Source organism: Bacillus sp. XT-2 (assembly GCF_025696525.1).
In the GTDB taxonomy this organism is placed as follows: Bacteria; Bacillota; Bacilli; order Bacillales; family Bacillaceae; genus Bacillus; species Bacillus halotolerans.
The window spans coordinates 91,425-112,508 of the sequence record NZ_JAHVOC010000004.1; the positions used below are offsets into that span (position 1 = coordinate 91,425).

Annotated in this window: 21 protein-coding genes, 1 pseudogene and 1 other annotated feature; of the genes and pseudogenes, 3 read left to right on the forward strand and 19 right to left on the reverse strand. The window is 43.2% G+C overall.

The window, feature by feature from the left end; translation table 11 throughout:
• The 4 genes from oppD to oppA form a co-directional block, all read right to left on the reverse strand.
• Positions 1-1,077 carry an oligopeptide ABC transporter ATP-binding protein OppD gene (oppD, locus tag KXD37_RS12465; protein WP_081638274.1) on the reverse strand — a complete coding sequence of 359 codons (1,077 nt, stop codon included), beginning with the start codon at positions 1,075-1,077 and terminating at the stop codon, positions 1-3.
• Between the two features lie 4 nt (positions 1,078-1,081).
• Complete coding sequence (oppC, locus tag KXD37_RS12470; RefSeq protein ID WP_024120915.1) at positions 1,082-1,999, reverse strand: oligopeptide ABC transporter permease OppC; 918 nt, start codon at positions 1,997-1,999, stop codon at positions 1,082-1,084.
• Positions 2,000-2,002: 3 nt separating this feature from the next.
• Complete coding sequence (gene oppB, locus KXD37_RS12475) at positions 2,003-2,938, reverse strand: oligopeptide ABC transporter permease OppB (protein ID WP_024120914.1); 936 nt, start codon at positions 2,936-2,938, stop codon at positions 2,003-2,005.
• A gap of 107 nt (positions 2,939-3,045) precedes the next feature.
• Positions 3,046-4,683 carry an oligopeptide ABC transporter substrate-binding protein OppA gene (gene oppA / locus KXD37_RS12480; RefSeq protein WP_024120913.1) on the reverse strand — a complete coding sequence of 546 codons (1,638 nt, stop codon included), beginning with the start codon at positions 4,681-4,683 and terminating at the stop codon, positions 3,046-3,048.
• Positions 4,684-5,154: 471 nt separating this feature from the next.
• Positions 5,155-5,366, forward strand: a binding site (T-box leader).
• A 58-nt stretch (positions 5,367-5,424) separates the two neighbouring features.
• Here oppA and trpS point away from each other — a divergent pair.
• Positions 5,425-6,417 (forward strand): tryptophan--tRNA ligase, encoded by a 993-nt coding sequence (gene trpS, locus KXD37_RS12485; RefSeq protein ID WP_010333741.1) that lies wholly within the window; start codon positions 5,425-5,427, stop codon positions 6,415-6,417.
• 40 nt (positions 6,418-6,457) lie between these two features.
• Here trpS and KXD37_RS12490 read toward each other — a convergent pair whose 3' ends face one another.
• The 9 genes from KXD37_RS12490 to fabH all read right to left on the reverse strand — a co-directional run bounded on the left by KXD37_RS12490 (position 6,458) and on the right by fabH (position 16,311).
• Complete coding sequence (locus KXD37_RS12490; protein WP_024120912.1) at positions 6,458-7,210, reverse strand: YjbA family protein; 753 nt, start codon at positions 7,208-7,210, stop codon at positions 6,458-6,460.
• Between the two features lie 203 nt (positions 7,211-7,413).
• Positions 7,414-8,325, reverse strand: coding sequence for an oligopeptide ABC transporter permease AppC (appC, locus tag KXD37_RS12495; protein WP_024120911.1), 912 nt, complete (start codon positions 8,323-8,325; stop codon positions 7,414-7,416).
• A gap of 16 nt (positions 8,326-8,341) precedes the next feature.
• A complete protein-coding gene (locus KXD37_RS12500; protein WP_024120910.1) occupies positions 8,342-9,292 on the reverse strand; it encodes an ABC transporter permease in 951 nt (316 codons plus the stop codon).
• A 74-nt stretch (positions 9,293-9,366) separates the two neighbouring features.
• Positions 9,367-10,995 (reverse strand): peptide-binding protein, encoded by a 1,629-nt coding sequence (locus tag KXD37_RS12505; protein WP_263463598.1) that lies wholly within the window; start codon positions 10,993-10,995, stop codon positions 9,367-9,369.
• Between the two features lie 88 nt (positions 10,996-11,083).
• Entirely contained in the window at positions 11,084-12,073 is a 990-nt protein-coding gene (appF, locus tag KXD37_RS12510; protein WP_106022350.1) for an oligopeptide ABC transporter ATP-binding protein AppF, read from the reverse strand.
• Complete coding sequence (gene appD / locus KXD37_RS12515; RefSeq protein ID WP_010333735.1) at positions 12,070-13,056, reverse strand: oligopeptide ABC transporter ATP-binding protein AppD; 987 nt, start codon at positions 13,054-13,056, stop codon at positions 12,070-12,072. Before appD ends, appF begins: the two co-directional genes overlap by 4 nt.
• Before the next feature lie 190 nt (positions 13,057-13,246).
• The gene (locus tag KXD37_RS12520) at positions 13,247-14,032 is read right to left on the reverse strand and encodes a DUF2268 domain-containing protein (protein WP_263463599.1); all 786 of its coding nucleotides are present in this window, start codon (positions 14,030-14,032) and stop codon (positions 13,247-13,249) included.
• 79 nt (positions 14,033-14,111) lie between these two features.
• On the reverse strand, positions 14,112-15,350 hold the full coding sequence (gene fabF, locus KXD37_RS12525; RefSeq protein WP_101860813.1) for a beta-ketoacyl-ACP synthase II: 1,239 nt from the start codon (positions 15,348-15,350) through the stop codon (positions 14,112-14,114).
• Positions 15,351-15,372: 22 nt separating this feature from the next.
• Positions 15,373-16,311, reverse strand: a complete 939-nt coding sequence (fabH, locus tag KXD37_RS12530; RefSeq protein WP_010333732.1) for a beta-ketoacyl-ACP synthase III — start codon at positions 16,309-16,311, stop codon at positions 15,373-15,375.
• Between the two features lie 165 nt (positions 16,312-16,476).
• On the opposite strand from fabH, the gene KXD37_RS12535 reads away from it, so the two are divergent.
• Positions 16,477-16,707, forward strand: coding sequence for a hypothetical protein (locus KXD37_RS12535; protein WP_081638273.1), 231 nt, complete (start codon positions 16,477-16,479; stop codon positions 16,705-16,707).
• Between the two features lie 29 nt (positions 16,708-16,736).
• On the opposite strand, the gene comZ is transcribed toward KXD37_RS12535, so the two are convergent.
• The 4 genes from comZ to KXD37_RS12555 all read right to left on the reverse strand — a co-directional run bounded on the left by comZ (position 16,737) and on the right by KXD37_RS12555 (position 19,370).
• Positions 16,737-16,928 (reverse strand): ComG operon transcriptional repressor ComZ, encoded by a 192-nt coding sequence (gene comZ / locus KXD37_RS12540; protein WP_003224559.1) that lies wholly within the window; start codon positions 16,926-16,928, stop codon positions 16,737-16,739.
• Between the two features lie 14 nt (positions 16,929-16,942).
• Complete coding sequence (locus KXD37_RS12545; RefSeq protein WP_024120903.1) at positions 16,943-17,896, reverse strand: BMP family ABC transporter substrate-binding protein; 954 nt, start codon at positions 17,894-17,896, stop codon at positions 16,943-16,945.
• A gap of 90 nt (positions 17,897-17,986) precedes the next feature.
• Positions 17,987-18,550 carry a hypothetical protein gene (locus KXD37_RS12550; RefSeq protein ID WP_106022355.1) on the reverse strand — a complete coding sequence of 188 codons (564 nt, stop codon included), beginning with the start codon at positions 18,548-18,550 and terminating at the stop codon, positions 17,987-17,989.
• A gap of 82 nt (positions 18,551-18,632) precedes the next feature.
• The gene (locus KXD37_RS12555; RefSeq protein ID WP_024120901.1) at positions 18,633-19,370 is read right to left on the reverse strand and encodes a hypothetical protein; all 738 of its coding nucleotides are present in this window, start codon (positions 19,368-19,370) and stop codon (positions 18,633-18,635) included.
• 258 nt (positions 19,371-19,628) lie between these two features.
• On the opposite strand from KXD37_RS12555, the gene KXD37_RS12560 reads away from it, so the two are divergent.
• Positions 19,629-19,814, forward strand: coding sequence for a YjzD family protein (locus KXD37_RS12560; protein WP_010333727.1), 186 nt, complete (start codon positions 19,629-19,631; stop codon positions 19,812-19,814).
• A gap of 45 nt (positions 19,815-19,859) precedes the next feature.
• Here the strand turns inward: KXD37_RS12560 and KXD37_RS12565 are convergent, their stop codons facing one another.
• Positions 19,860-20,039, reverse strand: coding sequence for a YjzC family protein (locus tag KXD37_RS12565; protein WP_003239319.1), 180 nt, complete (start codon positions 20,037-20,039; stop codon positions 19,860-19,862).
• Between the two features lie 85 nt (positions 20,040-20,124).
• A pseudogene (argF, locus tag KXD37_RS12570) lies at positions 20,125-21,082 on the reverse strand (ornithine carbamoyltransferase).
• Positions 21,083-21,084 lie beyond the last annotated feature (2 nt).

Below are 21,084 nucleotides of genomic sequence, written 5' to 3' on the forward strand. Positions count from 1 at the left end.
TTATTCACCTTCTCTCACTAAGACAGGTTTTTGATACGTATTCGCCAGCGTCCGCATTTTCGCTTTTACCGTTTCAGGCGGCTCTACCTTTGGCGCATCAGGATGAAGCAGCCACGATTTCACATAATGAGTATCGGAAACCTTAAACATTGGCGGCTCCTGTTCAAAATCAATTTTCATCGCATATGAGCTCCGGAGCGCAAAGGCATCTCCTTTTGGAGGATTTGTCAAATCAGGCGGCGTGCCCGGGATTGCCGTCAGCTGTTCGTCTCCTGAGCTGTCAAGTGTCGGCATGGATGCCAGCAGCCCCCAAGTATACGGATGTCTCGGATCATAAAAAATCTCGTCTACCGTACCGGTTTCTACAATCTGTCCCGCATACATCACGGCAACTCTGTCGGCTACGTTAGCCACAACACCGAGATCGTGAGTGATAAAGATGATGGACGTGTCAATTTTCTTTTGCAATTCTTTCATCAATTCAAGAATCTGCGCTTGGATGGTCACGTCGAGAGCAGTTGTCGGTTCATCGGCAATTAACAGCTTCGGATTCGCCGCAAGTGCCATCGCAATGACAACACGCTGTCTCATCCCGCCTGAAAACTCGTGCGGAAATTGGTTGACCCGTTTTTCCGGCATTGGGATACCTACTAAATCAAGCAGCTCAACAGCACGTTTTTTCGCAGCTTCCTTTGAAATGTTTTCGTGTTTAAAAAGCACTTCCGTAATTTGTTTGCCGACTTTCATTGTCGGATTTAAAGAGGTCATCGGATCTTGGAATATCATTCCGATCTCTTTCCCCCGTACATTTTGCATTTCTTTTTCGGACAGCGGCACTAAATCCTTGCCGTCAAATAAAATCTCACCGCGTTTAAAATAACCCGGGGGCATCGGTATCAGCTTCATGATCGCTTGAGATGTCACACTTTTTCCAGAGCCTGACTCCCCGACGATTGCCAATGTTTCTCCTTTATTCAGATGGAAATTCACTCCGCGGATCGCCTGAACCTCTCCGCCGTATGTTTTAAATGAAATAGCTAAATCTTTTACTTCTAATAGGCGTGTCACCCGTATCACTCCCTTATTTACGTAACTTAGGATCCAATGCGTCTCTTAATCCGTCGCCGACAACGTTAAAACCAAACATGGTAATGCAGATAAAACCGGCAGGGAAAAACAAACGCCACGGATAATAGGTCAATGCAGGCAATCCGTCAGAAGCCATCGTTCCCCAGCTTGCAAGAGGAGCCGGAACACCAAGTCCTAAATAGCTTAAAAAGGCTTCTGTAAAAATCGCGGTTGGAACAGTTAGTGTCATCGTGACTAAAATAGAACCCATTGCGTTCGGCACGATATGTTTAAACAGCAGACGGGATGTTTTCGCCCCGAGTGTCTGCGACGCAAGCACGTATTCCTGGTTCTTCAGCTGCAGCACTTGTCCGCGAACGATTCTGGCCATGTTAATCCAGCCCGTAATCGTCATGGCAATAATAATCGTTAACAGCCCTTTCGGAAGAACGACCATCAGCAGGATAACCATTAATAATGAAGGAACAGCCCAAAGGATATCTGCGATACGCATCATAATCTCATCTGTTCTGCCTCCGCGGAACCCTGAAATACTGCCCCAAATCACACCGATCAGCAAGTCAAGAACAGCGGCCGCGACACCGATAAAGATTGAAATTCGCGCACCTACCCATGTACGGACGAAAATGTCCCTTCCTAGATCATCAGTCCCGAACCAGTGATCTTTTGAAGGCGGCTTATCCGCATTTAAGAGATTAGTAGTCGAATAATCATATTTTGAGAAAACAGGCGCAAAAATCGCCATGAGAATAATGAGAACAATAATAACAAGCCCGACCATCGCAAGCTTATTGCTGCGGAAGCGTAGCATCGCATCTTTCCAGAGGGAAAGGCTCTTTTTACTTATTTTCTCAGCATCGCCGGCATTCGCTGCGGCTGGTTCAAACATGTTTTTTGGAATGTTCTGCATGGCCTAGGCTCCTTTCTTTGCTTTGGAAAGCTTGATTCTTGGATCAATAATGCCGTATAACACGTCTACGATTAATACACATAAAAGCAGGATGACACTGAAGAACACCGTTACACCCATAATGACCGTATAATCACGGTTTGTAATACTGTTTACGAAGTGTGAACCAAGCCCCGGGATACCAAAAATGGTTTCAATGATAAAGCTTCCAGTTAAAACTTGAGCGGCCATAGGGCCCATATATGTAACGACTGGCAACAGCGCGTTTCGGATGGCGTGCCGCACTGTAACTGCAGGACGCGACAGCCCTTTCGCTTTCGCTGTACGAATATAATCACTGTTTAACACTTCAATCATGCTTGAACGGGAAAGTCTGGCAATAAACGCCATCGGCATGGAAGCAAGTGCGATGGAAGGCAAAAAGGTGTATGACCAGGACTCCCACCCCGCGACCGGAAACAGCTCAAGCTTCATGGAGAACACATATTGCAGCACAGCCGCCATGATAAAGCTCGGAACTGAAATACCAAAGATCGTTAAAATCGCGACGGTATAATCCTGCCATTTATTATGATAAAGGGCTGCAATCACCCCAAACAGTACACCAAACGCTAAAGCGAGGAGAATAGCTTCTGCTCCAAGAGTGAATGAAACGGGGAAACCTGAACTGATCAGGTCGTTAACACTCTGACCTTTATATTTAAATGACGGTCCGAAATCCCACATTGCAACTGATTTCAAATAGCTCGCATATTGTACAAACAGCGGCTTGTCCAGGCCATAATGCGCATTTAAGTTTGCTTCAATTTCAGGCGGAAGCTTTTTCTCACCTGAAAATGGCCCGCCCGGTGCTGCTTGCATTAAGAAGAATGTCACGGTTACAATCACAAATAATGTGATAATCATATAGACTAAACGTCTTCCGATATATTTTAGCAAGGGGGAACACCTCCATGGTTTTTACATTTTTACAATCCATCAGTAAGAAAGGTATATGGGAAATAGGTCCCCATATACCTTGAGGTTTTTGTTTTCACAAATAAGACTTATTGAAAGTACGAGTTTCTGAAATAAATTTCTCCGGTTCCAGTAATGATGGTTCCTTTCAGATTTTCGTCTTGCACCCAAGGAATCGTATAAAAATAAACTGGCGCTACTGGCATTTCATCAATGAAAATACCTTCTGCTTTTTTCAGCAGCTCAGCACGTTTAGTTGGATCAGTTTCAGTTTGTGACTGGTTCAGAAGTTTTTTGAATTCTGGATTTTCCCAGCCGGTATCGTTATTTCCTCCGTCTTTGTCACGGAACAGCTCAAGGAAGTTAATAGGATCATTGAAGTCGCCAAGCCAGCCCATACGGCCGATTTGATAATCTTGGCTGTGAAGCTTATCAATATATACATTCCATTCTGAGTTATCAAGCTCTACATCCACGCCTAAATTTTTCTTCCACATTTCTTGCACTGCTTGAGCGATTTTTGCATGTGCATCATCAGTGTTATAAGATAATTTGATTTTCGGCAGGTCAGATGCCTTGCTTAAGCCCATTTCTTTCAGGCCTTTTTCAAGGTATTCTTTTGCCGTTTTGACATCGTTGTCTTTGTAGTAGCCTTCTTTGTTATCTTCAAATCCCTTCATTGTCGGCGGCACCGCAGCCATTGCCGGGATTTGTTCACCCTGTGTAATGTTTTTAACAATCGATTGGCGGTCAATCGCATAAGATAATGCTTTACGGATATTGACGTTGTCTAACGGCTTCGCTTCAGTATTGAATTTGTACCAATACACACCTGCCATCGGCTCAACATGTAAAGAACCGTCTTTTTTCAAGCTAGGGAGCGATTCAGTCGGAAGCTGTCCGAGCGGCAAACCAGCCCAATCAAGTTCGCCAGCTTGGAATTTTTTCAGTTCAGTATTGTTGTTGTTGATCATAACCATATTGATTTTCTTCAGTTTGACTTTGTCTTTATCCCAGTATTGATCATTCTTTTCAAGATCGATAGATCCGCTGTGTTTCCATGCCGTCATCTTAAATGGCCCGTTTGACACATAATCGTCTCCGGCATTTGTGTTCCACTTTTTGTTTTTCTCTGCAATTTTTTTGTTAATCGGCATATAAGTATAAAATGCTGTTAATTCAGTGAAGTATGGAGTCGGGTTGTTTAGTTCAACCTTTAATGTCTTATCGTTTTCAGCTTTCACTGCCACATCATCAAGGCTGCCTTTACCGGTATTTGCCGCCTCAGCACCTTTTATGTAGTAGAGCTGGTAAGCGTATTGTGATTCGTTATTAGGATCAAGCGCCCATTTCCATGCATATTCAAAATCTTGCGCTGTGACAGGGTCACCGTTTGACCATTTTGCATCATCACGAATCGTAAACGTATAGGTTTTTCCATCTTTGCTTGTTTCAATTTTAGAAGCTGCGCCTTCTTCAGGTTCACCATCTGCATTAATACGTGTCAATCCTTCAAAAGTCTGACGGATAACCCCGCCTGATACCGAGTCATTTGCCAATCCGGGATGTAAGGAGAACGGCTCAGTTTTAATATTAATGTTAAGAGTCGTCTTCCCTTTGCTGTCTTTTTTCCCATCACCGTTTGAACCGCTGCCGCCAAAGCCGCATGCGCTCAGCACGAGAGTGAAAATGAGCATTAACGTGACAATCGACCAACGTTTTTTCATATCCACAAACCCCCTAATAATCATTTTTTCAGCTCCTTACGGCTAAATCCTCAGAAATATCAGACAAATGAACCTAAGTTTACATAACTTTTATTCTGTTCCGTCTTTTCTGATTATTTTTGTAAAAAAGCTGTAACAATAGAGTGAACAAGTTCATTATAATGAAACAAATTCTTTATTGCAATATTATTTTATCAATTTAAAATTTTTAAACTTCGTTAGTTTTTCTGCCAATAACGCGATATCCTTCTGCCGTTTAAAGCATAAATTGATTAAAAACTATTTTAGAAGTTTCCAATCCATATTGCTTTATACATATAATATCTGGCTGTTTAACTGCTGAGAGCGGTTATCATTTGGGCGATTTATAACTGTTCTTTTATTTATATCATTACAATTTTCATGCAAAAAGAACGTTTTTTCAGGATGACAATTGGTTATAATTGATTTATAATGAAGCAATCAAAAGAAAAGCTTGCTATGAAAAAGAGTAGTACACATTTCACCCGTTTGAAGAGAGTCTGCGGTGCTGGGAGCAGATATCGGGCAATGTGGAATGGACTTTGGAGCAGCTGACCGAACCAAAAAGTAGGCTCAGCCGGAGCAGTCTCCGTTACAAACGTCAGAGTGATTCCATTTTAATGGAATAATCAGGGTGGTACCACGGTTCATTCGTCCCTTTTTTACAGGGGAAGAATGAGCCTTTTTTATTATGTTCTAAGAAATGAGGTTGATTTTCCAATGAAACAGACGATTTTTTCAGGCATCCAGCCAAGCGGTTCCGTTACACTCGGCAACTACATCGGTGCAATGAAGCAGTTTGTCGAACTGCAGCATGATTATAACAGCTATTTTTGCATCGTAGACCAGCATGCGATCACAGTGCCTCAGGATCGGCTTCAGCTGAGAAAAAACATCCGCAGTCTGGCTGCGCTTTATCTAGCTGTCGGTCTCGACCCTGAAAAGGCAACACTGTTTATTCAATCAGAGGTTCCCGCACATGCACAGGCCGGTTGGATGATGCAGTGCGTCGCTTATATCGGCGAGCTTGAACGAATGACTCAATTTAAGGACAAGTCAAATGGCAAAGAAGCAGTTGTCTCGGGCCTGTTAACGTACCCGCCGCTGATGGCTGCTGACATTCTACTGTACGGAACAGATCTTGTGCCTGTCGGCGAGGATCAAAAGCAGCATCTTGAGCTGACACGAAACCTTGCAGAGCGCTTTAACAAAAAATATAACGACATCTTTACAATTCCGGAAGTGAAGATTCCAAAAGTAGGCGCCCGGATCATGTCTCTGACTGACCCGCTGAAGAAAATGAGTAAATCTGATCCGAACCAGAAATCTTTTATTACATTGCTGGACGAACCAAAGCAGCTTGAAAAGAAAATCAAAAGCGCTGTGACAGATTCTGAAGGTATTGTAAAATTTGATAAAGAAAACAAACCGGGCGTTTCCAACCTTCTTACGATTTATTCAATTCTCGGCAATACGACGATTGAAGAACTTGAAGCGAAATACGAAGGAAAAGGCTATGGCGAGTTCAAAGGTGATTTGGCAGAAGTGGTAGTCGGTGCATTGAAGCCAATTCAAGACCGTTATCATGAACTGATTGAGTCCGAAGAATTAGACCGGATTCTTGATGAAGGCGCTGAGCGGGCGAACCGAACAGCAAACAAAATGCTCAAAAAAATGGAAAATGCCATGGGTCTCGGCCGAAAAAGACGATAACAAAAAGACCGCTCTTGCGATTTGCAAAGAGCGGTTTTTTTTAATTTACCTTTGATTCATTTTCTATTTCCCAAAGCTTCTCAAAAAAAGGCTGTCCTTTGATCAGGTTTTCGCAAAAAGCCAAATGCTTGTCCGACCAGCCTTCAATGGTTTCGTTATACAGCATGTCCCAAATCTCTTCAAAGCTCATCCGTTTGATTTGTTCATACATATGCGGGTTCCACTCTGTGTACCAGTAACCAATCTCCGCACGGTTTTTCAGCCCTTTTAATTGATCCAGCGCCATAAACATAAGCTGCTTAATTTGCCGCTCTTTTCTCGTTAATCCTCTGACGTGCTCTGGTGCCAATGATAAGATATGATATTCTTTTGAAGACTCCAGCTTCTTCGGCTCAAATTCATACGTTTCCGGCTCTACATCTTTCACCATTTCATACACGAGCTGCTCCTGGCGCGGAATAAGGCGGCTTTTTCTGACAGGGATCGTGTAGCCGATTGTATCAACAGCCAAAATGCCGATTCCGTCCGTCACAACAAAACAATACTCCAGCTTTGTGCGTTCATGATTTTTGCGAATGTACGATTTTTGATGAACCTCTTCAAGCAAATCTTTTGGAAGCTCTGACAAATCGTTTTCTATGTAATGAAACAATACTGACGGCACCCTTAAGAGAGGCACCTGATCCAAAAGCTCAACCGTATCTTCCTTGCGCCATTCATGAAAGTGGCATACATTGTAGCCATTTTCTTCCCCTTCAAACCAATTGACCCACACATCATGAAGAAATAACATCTCTAACCCCTCACTTTATAAAAACTGTTGTCCACAGTATAGGCAAGGTGCAGAGAAATTATTCCATAGAGATTGAGGAAATCTGGAATAACTGGGTTTCTGTTAGAAACACAAAAAGCAGACTTCCTCGTATATTTTCTGACAAAGGAAATCTGCTTACTCTAGGGATTCGTTACATTTTCTAACGAACATGATTTTCATTTTTATTTAATATTTTTAGGATCAAGAGCATCCCGCAAACCGTCTCCGACAAAGTTGAAGCACAGCACGGTAATTAAAATAAATAGCCCGGGAAATAATGGGTACCACCATGCTTGAATCATCACTGTGAAATTTTGTGCGTCTTGAAGCATATTTCCCCAGCTTGCGATTGGCGGCTGAATCCCGAAGCCTAAGTAGCTCAGCGCGGACTCAGCGAGAATAACTGAACCTACCTTTAATGTTGCTGACACAATAATCGGTCCTAATGCATTGGGGAGAATATGTGAAAAGATAATTTTGTGAGTCTTCGTTCCGATTGTTTTAGCAGCCAGAACGTATTCCCTTGAACGAAGCGATAGAAACTCTCCTCTTACCAATCGTGCCGTTGTTGTCCAGCCGGTGAGACAGAAAATTAAAATTAGTTTGTCCACGCCAGGCTTAAAAATGGTAACCAGCGTGATCAGCAAGAAAATATCCGGAATGGATAATACAATGTCGACTAAACGCATAATGACAGCGTCGACAATTCCTCTGAAATAACCTGCTAACGCCCCTAATACAGTTCCGATTAAAATAGAACCGACTACAGAAGCAAAACCGACCAATAAAGAGACGCGCGCTCCATACAAAATCCGGCTGAAAATATCGCGGCCGAATTTATCCGTTCCCATCAAATGTTCAAGGCCCGGCGCTTTATACTTATCAAGCAAGCTTTGCTGTTCTTGGGGGTAAGGTGCAATCAAAGGAGCGAAAACAGCCGACATAACAATGATAAACAGAATGACGGCACCTAGAATGGCCAGCTTGTTTTTCGAAAATTTTTCCCAGAAGATCTTGGTCATCGTCTCTGGTTTTTTCGAAATGTTTTCTTTTAGTCTGATCTCCGGCGAGGGAGTTGTTTGCAGCTCTGACATCTCTGTTTCCCTCCTCTTAATATTCGATCCGCGGATCAACAATCGCGTAAAGGATGTCTGCAATGAGGTTTCCGACCACGACAAGCACTGCCGAAATCACGGTCATTGCCATAATAACCGGATAATCACGCTGGAATGCCGAATCGACAAACAGTTTTCCCAGCCCCGGCCAAGTGAAAATCTGCTCTACGACAACCGCTCCGCCGATAAAAGAGGGAATCATTAAACCGAAGATCGTAATAACAGGCAATAGCGCATTCCGCAAGCCATGCTTAAATAGCACGCGATTTTCTTTAAAGCCTTTTGATCTGGCTGTTCGGATATAGTCTTGGTTTAACACATCAAGCATATTTGACCTTGTATATCTCGTTAAGCCAGCCATATCTGCCGTAGCTAACACAAATGCGGGTAATAACAAATGATGAATCCGGTCTAATAAGCTAAAATCCGTGTTAAGAGTAGCGACTCCCCCAGTTGGGAACCAGCCGAGGTTCACAGCAAATACCATAATTAAAATCAGACCGAACCAAAAGTTCGGAATGGCTAAACCGATAAATGAAGTAAATGTAATGCCATAATCCAGTTTTGAATAAGGTTTTTTTGCAGAAATCACACCAAATGGGATTGAAATGATTAGCGCCAAAATCGTCGACACCAGCATAAGGAGGAGTGTGTTAGGCAGCCTTGCTATAATCAGCTCTGAAACAGGCGTTCCTTTTCTGATAATGGACGTTCCGAAATCCCCTTGAACCATATTGCCGAGCCACTTTAAATATTGAACGTATTCCGGGTCATTCAGGCCGTATTTTTCAATAAACTGTGCTCTGTCTGCCTGGCTGATGGTAGGGTCCATCATAAGCGTCATCGGATCTCCGGGAGCCGCTTTCATAATGACAAAAGACAAAATTGTAATTCCTAATAAGATAGGAATCGAAGCTAATGTTCTTCGAATGATATATGTAACCATATTCTTGTCCCCTTTGTGGTTCTTTTTCAATATAGATGGGGAAGGAAATTCGCTCCCTCCCCTTCAAGGGAAAATTATTGGGCAAGCCACCATTTTTCAATCTGATATAGTTCACGTTTTGGATGATACACATACCCCTCTAAGTTAGCTGGCATCGCCATATGGTTGTTTGGATAATAAAGGAAGGTATACGGCTGATCTCCAGCAAGCTTTTGGTAAATCTTCTCATACGCTTTAGAGTATTGCTCACGGTCACTGATCGATTTTGCAGCTTTCAGAAGTTTATCGACCTCTGGATTTTTATACCACATGTTATTTAAGCCTTTTTCAGACTGGCTTGAATGGAAAATATCGTAATGATCCGGGAATGTGGACAGGCTCCAGCCTAATACCATTGCGTCATAGTCCCAATTAGGGGCGCTGGTTTGCTCAACAAGCGCACTCCATTCCACGATTTGCGGCGTTACTTTAATACCGACTTTCTTCAGCTGCTCTTGAACAACAACTGCAATATCTTCACGCACCTTATTTCCTTGGTTCGTTTTCAGCGTAAACTCGAATTTTTTGCCGTCTTTATCTAAGATGCCGTCACCGTCAGTATCTTCCCAGCCGGCTTCTTTCAGCATCTTCTTCGCTTTCTTCACATTGTATTTAAATTTAGGCACTTCTACGCCTTTCGGATAGTTCCAGGAAGCCGGACTTTCCGGGATATAAGCGACCTCTCCGTCGCCATCCAATACAGTTTCCACCATCGTTTCACGATCTAACGCTGTGGTAAGCGCCTGGCGCACTTTTTTGTCTTTAAAGAGCTCGTTTTTCTCATTCCAGCCGATATATGAGTAGCTAAGCGCCAAGTCTGTTACAACCTTGACATTATTAAACGATTCAGCTGTCTTATAATCAGTTGACGGAACGTTAAAGAAATCAATATCCCCCGCTTGAAGCTGGGCAACCGCAGCATTGGCATCAGGAATGATTTTATACGTGACACTGTCTAAATACGGGCGCCCGTCATAGTAATCATCATTGGCAACGAGCTTCACGTATTGTCCATCTTTCCATTCTTTAAATTTGAAAGGCCCTGAGCCGATCGGATTTTTCCTGTTAAATTCATTATCTTCAAGCTGCGCAACCGGTACATCTTTTAAAATATGCTCCGGAAGAATGCCGTAGCTGTCTAATGTATTGTTATAGAAGTTAGGGTCTTTGTATTTCAGGGTAAATAAAACCTCGTAATCTCCCTTTTTCTCTACTGATTTCAGCATTTCAAAGTTAGATCCGCGCTCACCTTTGTAATCCTTGTTCAGCGGGATGTTAAACGTAAATACTACATCGTCGGCAGTAAGTTCTTCTCCGTCATGGAACTTAACGCCTTTTTTGATTTTTACATCATATTTCAAACCGCCATCCAGCTCTTTGACACTCTCAGCCAATGACATTTTGACATTTAATTTTTCATCTGTTTTTGTTAAAAAGCTGTAAATCATTTGTTCTATATCCGTACTCGATTCATCTGTTGAATATAATGAGTTGAAAAGTGTCGGGGCACCGATTGAACCAACAACCAAGTCCCCGCCCTGCTGCGGTTTGCCGGTTGATTTTTTCTCGCTGCTGCTTGATTTCGATCCCGAGCAGGCCGATAAAAAGATGGCCATCACCATTAATACACTTAGCATCATCAGTGCGGTTTTACGTCTTTTCATTAGATATTCCCCCTCTTGAAATGTTCGTTCTTCTTAGCTGCTGTTTATGTAGTATGCATACCCCCTCTCAAAGCTGTGCGGGTGACAGTTAGCTATAAAGGTGACAAGCCACAAAATGGCTGGGAGCAGCTTCTTTGAATTCCGGTATTTGTTCCTTGCATTTCGGTTTTGCAACGGGACATCTCGTATGGAAAACACAGCCTTTTGGCGGATTGGCCGGGCTGGGCAGTTCTCCTTTCAGGACGATGCGTTCGCGTTTGACAGATCCTTTTTTTCTTGTAACCGGGACAGATGATAAAAGCGCTTGGGTGTATGGGTGGAGCGGATTGTCATATAACTCGTGCTTATCGGTCAGTTCCATCATTTTGCCAAGGTACATTACCCCGACTCTGTCGCTGATATGGCGGACGACACTTAAATCGTGAGAAATAAATAGATACGTCAGATTAAATTCTTCCTGCAATTCTTCCATTAAGTTGATGACTTGGGCCTGAATCGATACATCAAGTGCAGAAACCGGTTCGTCTGCAATGATAAGCTCCGGATTCAGCGTGAGGGCTCTCGCAATGCCGATCCGCTGACGCTGTCCGCCGGAAAATTCATGAGGATAGCGGGAGGCAAACGACGGATGAAGACCTACTCTCGCAAGCAGCTCTTCGACTTTCTCATTTCGTTCTCGCATCGTGTACATATGGTGCGTGTTAAAAGGCTCCTTAATAATAGAACGCAGCGTTTTTCTTGGATTCAGCGAAGCGAATGGATCTTGAAAGACCATCTGGATATTTTTACGGACGTTTTTTCGTAAATTCTCCTCTGACAGATTGGAAATATCCTGTCCCTTAAAGAAAATTTGGCCTTCAGTCGGTTTATACAGCCTGATCATCGTCCGGCCGGCAGTCGATTTTCCGCAACCCGATTCTCCAACAATTCCGAGTGTTTCTCCTTTTTTTAAGGAAAACGAAACACCGTCCACCGCTTTTACATCACCAACTTTTCTTTGAAAAAAGCCTGAGCGGATCGGGAAATATTTTTTCACGTCCCGAAGTTCTAAAATTGTTTCCTGATTAGCTGCTGTCATGATTGTTCGGCACCTTCTTCCTCATATAAAAAGCATCTCACTGACCTTCCGCTTTTATGTGTCAAAAGCGAAGGCTGATGGGTCCAGCATTTATCCATGGCTTTTGGGCACCTTGGAGCAAAACGGCACCCCGGCGGCAGATTATCTGGTGTCGGCACGCTGCCTTTAATCGCATTTAATTTATCAATCTCTCCATCTATGACGGGAATCGACATAAGCAGTCCTTCTGTATAAGGATGAAGGGGCTCTAAAAATAACTCATCGACTGAGGCATTTTCTACGACTTGTCCGCAGTACATGACAATCACTCTGTCGGCTGCTTCCGATACGACACCTAAGTCATGTGTAATCAGCAAAATTGACGTATCAAACTTCTGGCAGAGATCCTTCATTAGCTCCAGCACTTGGGCTTGTATCGTCACGTCTAACGCCGTTGTCGGTTCATCGGCAATCAGCAGTTTTGGATTACAGCTGAGCGCGATGGCGATCATTACCCTCTGTCTCATTCCGCCAGATAGACGGTGCGGATATTCCTTCATAATTTGCTCCGCTCTTGAAAACCCAACCATCTTCAAGAGTTCGACGGCTCTTTGATATGCTTCTTTTTTCTTCATGTTTTTATGGTAAATCAGCACTTCGGTAATTTGTTCTCCGATCGTTAACACCGGATTGAGGGAGGTCATTGGTTCTTGAAAGATCATGGATACTTCGTTTCCGCGGATTTTGCAATAGTCATTTTCAGTGAATGAGGTGAGGTCCTTGTCTTCGAGTTTAATCGTACCGTCCATGATTTTTCCGCCTGAACTCTGGACAAGACCCATAATAGACAATGAAGTAATACTTTTGCCGGAGCCGGATTCGCCTACAAGCGCGACGGTTTCGCCTTTTTTGATGTAGAAATCGACTCCGTCCACCGCAGGGATCGGCTCCTTTTTTCTAAAAAAATAAGTCTTTAAATTATTCACTTCTAAAAGTGTGCTCATGCTAGCTCCCCTTTCCCCCTCTTGTCGCCAAACGTTTTCAAGAGAAAGTAATCCCTTTATTCAGAAATAATAAATAATATTGAATTATCGAAAAATTTTATAGTTGTATATTATTACAATCATTTTGCAAAATCAAGAATTTTTTAGGATAAATGTAATATTATTAACGAAATTCCATTATTTTATTCTATTAAAGCGTTGCTTTCAAAAAGGTTTCAGGAGAGATGGACAGCCCGTCTGCTGTATTGGCTTTGTTCTCTGATAAATATTTTTTTACAATATTGAATCCGACTGCATATCCAAGCATTTTCGGCTGGTATCCTTTGCCGTATAAAAGCTGATCGAACAATCGATGTTCCCGTTTAATGTTCAGATGGGGCGCAATCTTTTTTTCGTAAAAAACCTCAAGCTGCAGAGGGGTATACCAGTTGGTCCATTCAGCCGTTTGGCTTTGGCCTAACCTCTCATAAACAGCATATTCTGCCAGCCCCTCCATGATGATTGTATCAAGTAATGTGACGTCTTTTTCCTCTTTAGTCATATGATCTAACCGGCAAACATGATGATATTCATGTGTCATAAGGGCTGACACCGAGGATAATTCGATATCTGACGAGAGAAAGAGAAACATTTTATCTGGAAAGGCGAGCCCTGATTTTGATCCGAATTCTAAACGGATTCTTCTGTTTCGTTCATCAACCGGCAGTGCTACGATTGGCACGTCAGGTCCTTGCCACTTCTTTTTGAGGTACTGCTCCTCTTTTTGTATATGCCGGAAAAGCCCTTTTTCTTTCAGAATGGAAGACGTGCTTATTCCCTCTTTTATGTTTTTAAACATTCCGTGATGCTGCAAATGTCCCAAGATGCCTTTCCAGTCTTCTTTCTTCCTTCTTGAAAAGTACGGGACAATGTAATGCGCCAGATCATCTATTGAAGCGGCTTTTTCAAACCATTTGTATGTTTGTTCCACGCTCATGCTATCGCCTCCTCTTTTTTATCCTATGCGCACGAAAAAAACCGGCTACCCTTTTAGGGCAGCCGGTTTGGCGTCATGATTACTGATATTTTTTGAAGATTAGCGTTGCATTATGTCCGCCGAATCCCAGTGAGTTGCTGAGAACATAGCTGAGATCCTGTCTGCGTGCTTCATCAGGCACATAATCTAAATCGCATTCTTCGTCAGGCGTTTCAATATTGATTGTTGGCGGGATCATGCCTTCTTTAATGGCAAGGATAGAGAAAATGGCTTCAATACCGCCCGCCGCGCCTAGAAGGTGGCCCGTCATAGATTTTGTAGAGCTTACCGCAAGTTTATAGGCATGCTCGCCAAAAACTGTCTTAATCGCCATTGTTTCATATTTGTCATTGTAATATGTGCTTGTGCCGTGAGCATTGATATAGTCAATCTCTTCAGGCGCAATACCCGCATCTTTAATGGCTTCTTTCATCGCTCTCGCTCCGCCTTCGCCGTCTTGGGCAGGCGCTGTGATATGATAAGCGTCTCCCGTCGAACCGTAACCGACGATTTCTCCGTAAATTTTGGCGCCGCGTGCAAGTGCATGCTCAAGTTCTTCAAGAACGATAATACCCGCACCTTCACCCATAACGAATCCATCACGGTTTTTATCAAACGGACGGCTCGCAGTTTTCGGATCCGGATTTGTAGAAAGCGCTTTGTTGGCACTGAAGCCCGCGAATGACATTCTAGTCAGCGGCGCTTCTGTTCCGCCTGTGATCATAGCGTCTGCATCGCCGCGCTGAATCACTTTAAATGCGTCACCGATAGAGTTTGTTCCTGTTGCACATGCAGTTACCGTACAAGAGTTAACTCCCTTTGCTCCTAAAGCGATAGAAATTTGGCCTGTCGCCATATCAGGAATCATCATCGGCACAAAAAACGGGCTTACCCGTCTTGGGCCTTTTGTTAAGAAGATTTCAAACTGAGACTCAAGCGTTTCAAGCCCTCCGATTCCGGAACCAACCCAAACACCGACTCTCGGCGCGATTTCATCAGTAATTTCAAGACCTGCGTCTTCAACTGCCATTTTCGCAGCAACAACCGCATATTGAGTGAAACGGTCCATTTTTCTTGCTTCTTTTTTGTCCATGTAATCTTCAACATTAAAGTCTTTTAATTCAGCGGCTACTTTAGCCGGATATTCTTCAGAATCAACACGAGTGATCGGACCGATCCCGGACACACCGTTGATTGCGTTATTCCAACTTGTATCGACGTCGTTGCCAAGCGGAGACAATGCTCCGAGTCCTGTAACAACTACTCTTTTTTTACTCATCTTGTGTGCACCTCACCTTTTTTTATCGGCCCCAGCGGATTGCAATGGCGCCCCAAGTTAATCCTCCGCCGAATCCTACCATGACGATCACATCGCCATCTTTGATTTTACCGGCTTCCAATTCTTCTACTAGAGAAATAGGAATGGATGCGGCAGAAGTGTTTCCATATTTATGAACAGTTTTAGACATCTTTTCGACAGGAAGCTCTAAACGCTCACGTGCAGCTTCCATGATGCGGATGTTCGCCTGATGCGGAATCAAAAAGTCGACGTCCTCTTTTGAGAGTCCGGCTTTTTCAATGACATTTACGCATGATTCACCCATTTGGCGGACCGCAAATTTGAAAACTTCACGTCCATTCATGATTGTATGTCCTTTTTCATTCAGATACAAGTGCTGACCGCCTGTGCCGTCTGCTCCTAGTTCAAATGAAAGAATTCCTCTGTCATCACTGACTGGCCCGACTACCGCAGCGCCCGCTCCGTCACCAAACAGAACGGCTGTGTTGCGGTCTTCCCAGTCTGTAATGCTTGAGAGCTTTTCTACACCGACAACAAGGACATGCTTATAAGTTCCGGATTCAATAAATTGTTTACCCGTTACAACCCCGTACATAAAGCCTGCACAAGCCGCGCTGATATCCATGGCACATGCTTTCTTTGCGCCGAGCTGTTCTTGAATCATACAAGAAACTGTAGGAAATGACTGATCAGGTGTGACAGTCGCAACGAGAATCATATCGAGATCCTCAGCGGACACTTCAGCTTGTTCCAGCGCTTTTTTCGCTGCTGCAACAGCCATATGTGATGAATATACGTCATCAGCGGCAATTCTTCTTTCTTCTATTCCTGTTCTTGTACGAATCCACTCGTCAGAAGTTTCAACCATTTTTTCTAAATCATGATTTGTTAAAACCTTCTCAGGGATATAACGTCCAACTCCAAGTATTCCAGCTTTCATAAGGGAAGACTCCTTTATATAGTTAATTTAGAAGATCAATCAGGTTATGATCAATTATTAGTATCAGGTACTAATTCTATCTTATTTTTTTTCACATGGCAATATATTCGTCTAAACTATCGGTTCATCTTACTCATAGAGTATGGTATATCGAAAAGGAGGCGTATGCAGGTGGATGTGTTTTCAAAAATGATGTTCGGCGATAACGCCAAACAAAAAACAGAAAAAGAAGAAGTGCAGGAGGAGGAGGTTTCCCCGACAAACGAAGAAGAGACGATTGATTACATGTATATTATGAACCAAATCGGTTCGATTATGAACTCTCTCGATCAAATCAAGCCCGCTCTGAAGGAACTCGCGCCTATGGTATCCGCTATTAAAAAGAAAATCATGTGAAAAGCCACTTTCGAGAAAGTGGCTTCTTCTTATTCGGTTTCAGATTTCGCGTCGGATTTACCCAGCTCATAGGCTTCCGCCATTACCGTTGTAAATAAATTCATAAACGGCTGAATGGCCTCCATCGACAGCTCTATTCCTGATTTTTCAAGCTGCTCTTTCGCTTCAGGCAGATATTTCATTGCTATTTGCAGAAACTCAAGTGATTTTTCGTGCTGCATGTAAAGTCACCCCGTTACTCGTTTTTTGGCAGTTCACCTGTTTTGTTATATGTTTTGACCAGTTTGGCGATTTTTTTCTGAAAAGCTTTGTCCACAAGCGGACTGAAGGTTCCCATTTCGACAACTCGGCTTTTCAGATCGTAATAGTGATCGCCGCCTTTTAAAGTCCCTTTGTCGAATTGCTCAGCTATAATTTCATAGGCCTTGTCCACATTTTGCACCGTGCTGGTTAACACGGTGTTTTCGCCAAGATCGGATTGATCTGTGACATAGCCGATCGCATATAGGCCGTCTTTTTTGATTTGCTGAATGACAGGAACATTATACCCGTCTCCGGCAGGATACACAACATCCGCGCCTTCGTTCTTCATTTTTTGATAAAGGTTCACCGCAGTCGAATCATCATCCCAGTGATCCGTATATTTTGTATTCACTTCTATATTAGGATTTTCATACTTAGCCCCTTTTATAAAGCCGTCCACTTCTGGCTGCCATGAAAAAGAAGCGATGACGCCGACCTGATTGGTTTTTGACATATGGGCAGCGGTCATTCCGCCGAAAAAGCCGATTGCTTCCCCGCTGAGATGGACGCTTGTGACATTGTCCGCTTTTGCTTTTGCATTTGAAATCACAAACTGCATATCCGGATAGTCTTCACTGACCAAGTTAAATACTTCTTCATACTCACTTCCATGGCCAAAGAGGAGATTGACGCCGCGCTTATGAAAATCTTCAATCGCATTTATAATATCTTCATCTGTTTTTACGCCTTCTTTATAGTAGACGTCCACATTGTATTTAGATTGTATATTCAGTAATCCTTTATACCCTTTTGTGCCCCATACGAGGTCATTAATCGTATCAGGAAAGAGCATGCCGACCTTCTCAATTTTTCCTTTAAACGGAGTTTGTCCACATCCGCTTAATAAAAGGAGGACAGAAAAGATCATGACAAGCCTTGTGATCAAGTCATGTTCAACTCCTTTTGACAAGCTATCACATGTATTAAAATGATACGTTTATTGTATCTAGAAAACTCGAAACATGGAAGGTTTTTCTTAATATTTGTCGAAAATTGATGAAAATTGTCTTTTCCACTCGAGAATTTTTGTTTTCGCTTCATCTTTTGAAGTTTTTTTCGTGACTTGCAAATCAAAAATGCAATCTTTGCCGGTATCACGGCCGGGCTCAAACAGGAATCTCAACAGCTCGTCAGCTACATCTTCTGTATAAAAGCCCTCTTCCTCCTGTTCTTCTTTCCACGGCCCATACATTTTAGGAAGGATCACCGCTTTTTCTGAACCTGTCTTTTCACGTTTCTCCCACTCTTTTCGGTCTTGTTCGTATACCAATACATAAGCGGATTTATATTGGTCCAAAGGCAAAAAGCCGCAGTCATATTGGATACAAATTGTATCATACTTTTGACCCTCAATGTGCTCAAGCTGCCGAAAGTGTTCGTTTCTTCCAAGCCACATGAGTCTTTCTTCTAAGTACATTTGTCTGTTTTCATCATCTGTTTCAGCCAAAACGACATCGACGTATATGCCTTCATCCATCATTCGCTCGCATAAAGAAAGGCCGAAAAATTCATCCGCCCCTACAATCAGCGTTGATTCCATTTCATCTGCCGCCCTTCCGGTTTTTCATTTATCCAAAGCAAAACAGCCTCCGCAAAAGAGAAGGCTATTGTTATTGTATTCTTTATAACTCTTTTTCATGCCTGTGAAAGAATTTGCAGATTGATGCATAGATCCTGCTTGGGTGCTCAAATAAATGAAATGTTATGTCAACCGGACAGCCTTGGTTTTGCTGCTGCTTTTCCTTAAATACTTCCGCATGCAGGCTGTACGGATACGGCGCTCCGGTCATCCGCTGCCATATATGAACCGGTACGCTGCTCGGATAGCTTTCGATTGTTTTATAACGGAGTGAAGCCGCTTCTTTTTCGGAGATTTCGTAGCTTTCCGATACCTCTTTCAAAAATTGTTTATAGAAAAATTTATTTTCTTTTTCTGATTCATAATGTGCCTGAAGATCGAGACAAGGATTCAACATCGCGGCTGATCGGATATGATCCGGGGAAAAACGAAGCAGTTCATCGGCCACGAGAGCGCCCATCCCTTCTGCTAAAATATGAATCTTCGGATTGAGTATTTCCTGCTTCAACACGAAATGTATCAGCTGTTTGGCATAGGTGACCGCTTTTTCCGCGCCCCAGTGCCTTCCGAACAGATTGCTGTTAAAAATGGTATAGCCTTCGTCCCTCAGCATATTTAAAAGCTGATTTCTGCCATAATGCTGAAGCCAAAAACTTGAATCATTACCGACAAAGTGGGTTCTGTCCCCGAGGACAAAGATGCCAAAGCCGTTCGGACGATAGGGCAGATGAATCACGTTATGCTCCGTTCCCAATTGAAAATACCTTTCCGTTATTCCCATCGCTTGCCCGCCTCCTTTCACACGTCATCTCACGCTATCTTATGTAAAAAGAAAAGAAACGAATAAGGTAAAGTCCTAGCCTTTCTATCTTTTGGCTATTATACCAATTGACGATATTTATTTTTTATATTTTACCATTAAAAATGTGACGAATCAGACTCTTTTGTCACCTCACTTTCTTCTAAAATTAGATTCCCCCTTCGCTTTATGTATGGTATGATAACTTCTAGAATAGAATGAGAAGGACGAGGTGGAAACGTGCGATTTATTATTGCTTTTATTTGGACGTTCCTTTTATCGCATATGGCATGCTATTTGATTGCCAGCATGAACAGTGTAGCGTATAACTTCACAACATCATCCGTAATTGCTGTCGTTTTATATGTGCTGATCATGGCGCTAGCAGCAATCATGCCTATGAACAACAATGCCAGCCAGCATTAATAAGCCAAAAACCCAAAACATGTATTGTTTTGGGTTTTTTCGTGATCACGGTTTTCTTTTATACGTCCACAGGCGGTTGTGATTAGATGTTTCAGGAAACATATCTCCTGCTGACAGATGGACCTTTTGCGGGTTTTTGACCATACTCCCCGTCTCGCCGATTTCTACGTAGATGCCGTTGTTGGGCGCTTTCTGCCCGGGCCGGAATTGATGCTGCTGTCCCACTGTTTTTCCTCCTTTTCCTTTTTCGTGTAGTATGCGCCTAAGCGGGTGTGAATATGTTTCCATAAAAAAACTGCTGAGACCCGGCTCAGCAGTTTTTTCGGTTATTCCCCTTTGTAAAGGATCGCCTTTAACAGCGCTTTTTGCACATGGAGACGGTTTTCGGCCTGCTGGAATACAGCGGAATTCGGACCGTCAATAATCTCTGCCGTCACTTCTTCTTCACGGTGTGCAGGAAGACAGTGCAAAAATGTATAGTCAGGTTTAGCATGGCTGACAAGCGATGCATTCACCTGGTAAGGCGCGAAGACTGCGAGACGCTCTTGTTCTTCCGCTTCCTGTCCCATGCTTGTGAATACATCTGAATAAATGACGTCCGCATTTTTTACGGCTTCAATCGGATCAGCTGTAAGTGTAATGGAAGCACCGGATTGAAGGGCAAATGCTTTGGCTGCTTCCGCCGCTTCGTCTAACACTTCGTATCCCTTAGGCGAAGCAATCGAGATATCACAGCCCATTTTTGCGCAGCCGATCATCAGGGAGTGCGCCACATTATTTCCGTCACCGATATATGCGACTTTCACACCTTTGAGATCGCCTTTGATTTCCTTGATCGTCAATAGGTCCGCCAGCGCCTGGCAAGGATGATATTTATCAGTAAGCCCGTTGATGACCGGAATATCAGCGTGTTCAGCAAGCTCCTCCACCTTTTCATGCTCGAAGGTCCGGATCATGATTGCATCTACATAGCCCGAGAGCACTTTTGCCGTGTCAGCCACAGTTTCACCGCGGCCCAGCTGCAGATCTTTCTGGCTTAAAAAGAGGGCATTTCCGCCAAGCTGCGCCATGCCGGCCTCAAATGAAACACGTGTCCGTGTGGATGATTTTTCAAAAATCATCGCAAGGGTTTTGCCTTGAAAAATAGGCTGAATCTTGTTTTGTTTCAGTTCACTGGCTTCAGCAAGCAACGCGCTGATATCCTGTTCACTGAGATCTTTTAGCGTTAATAGGTCTTTTCCGAATAGATTGGTTTGCATTTCTCCCATAT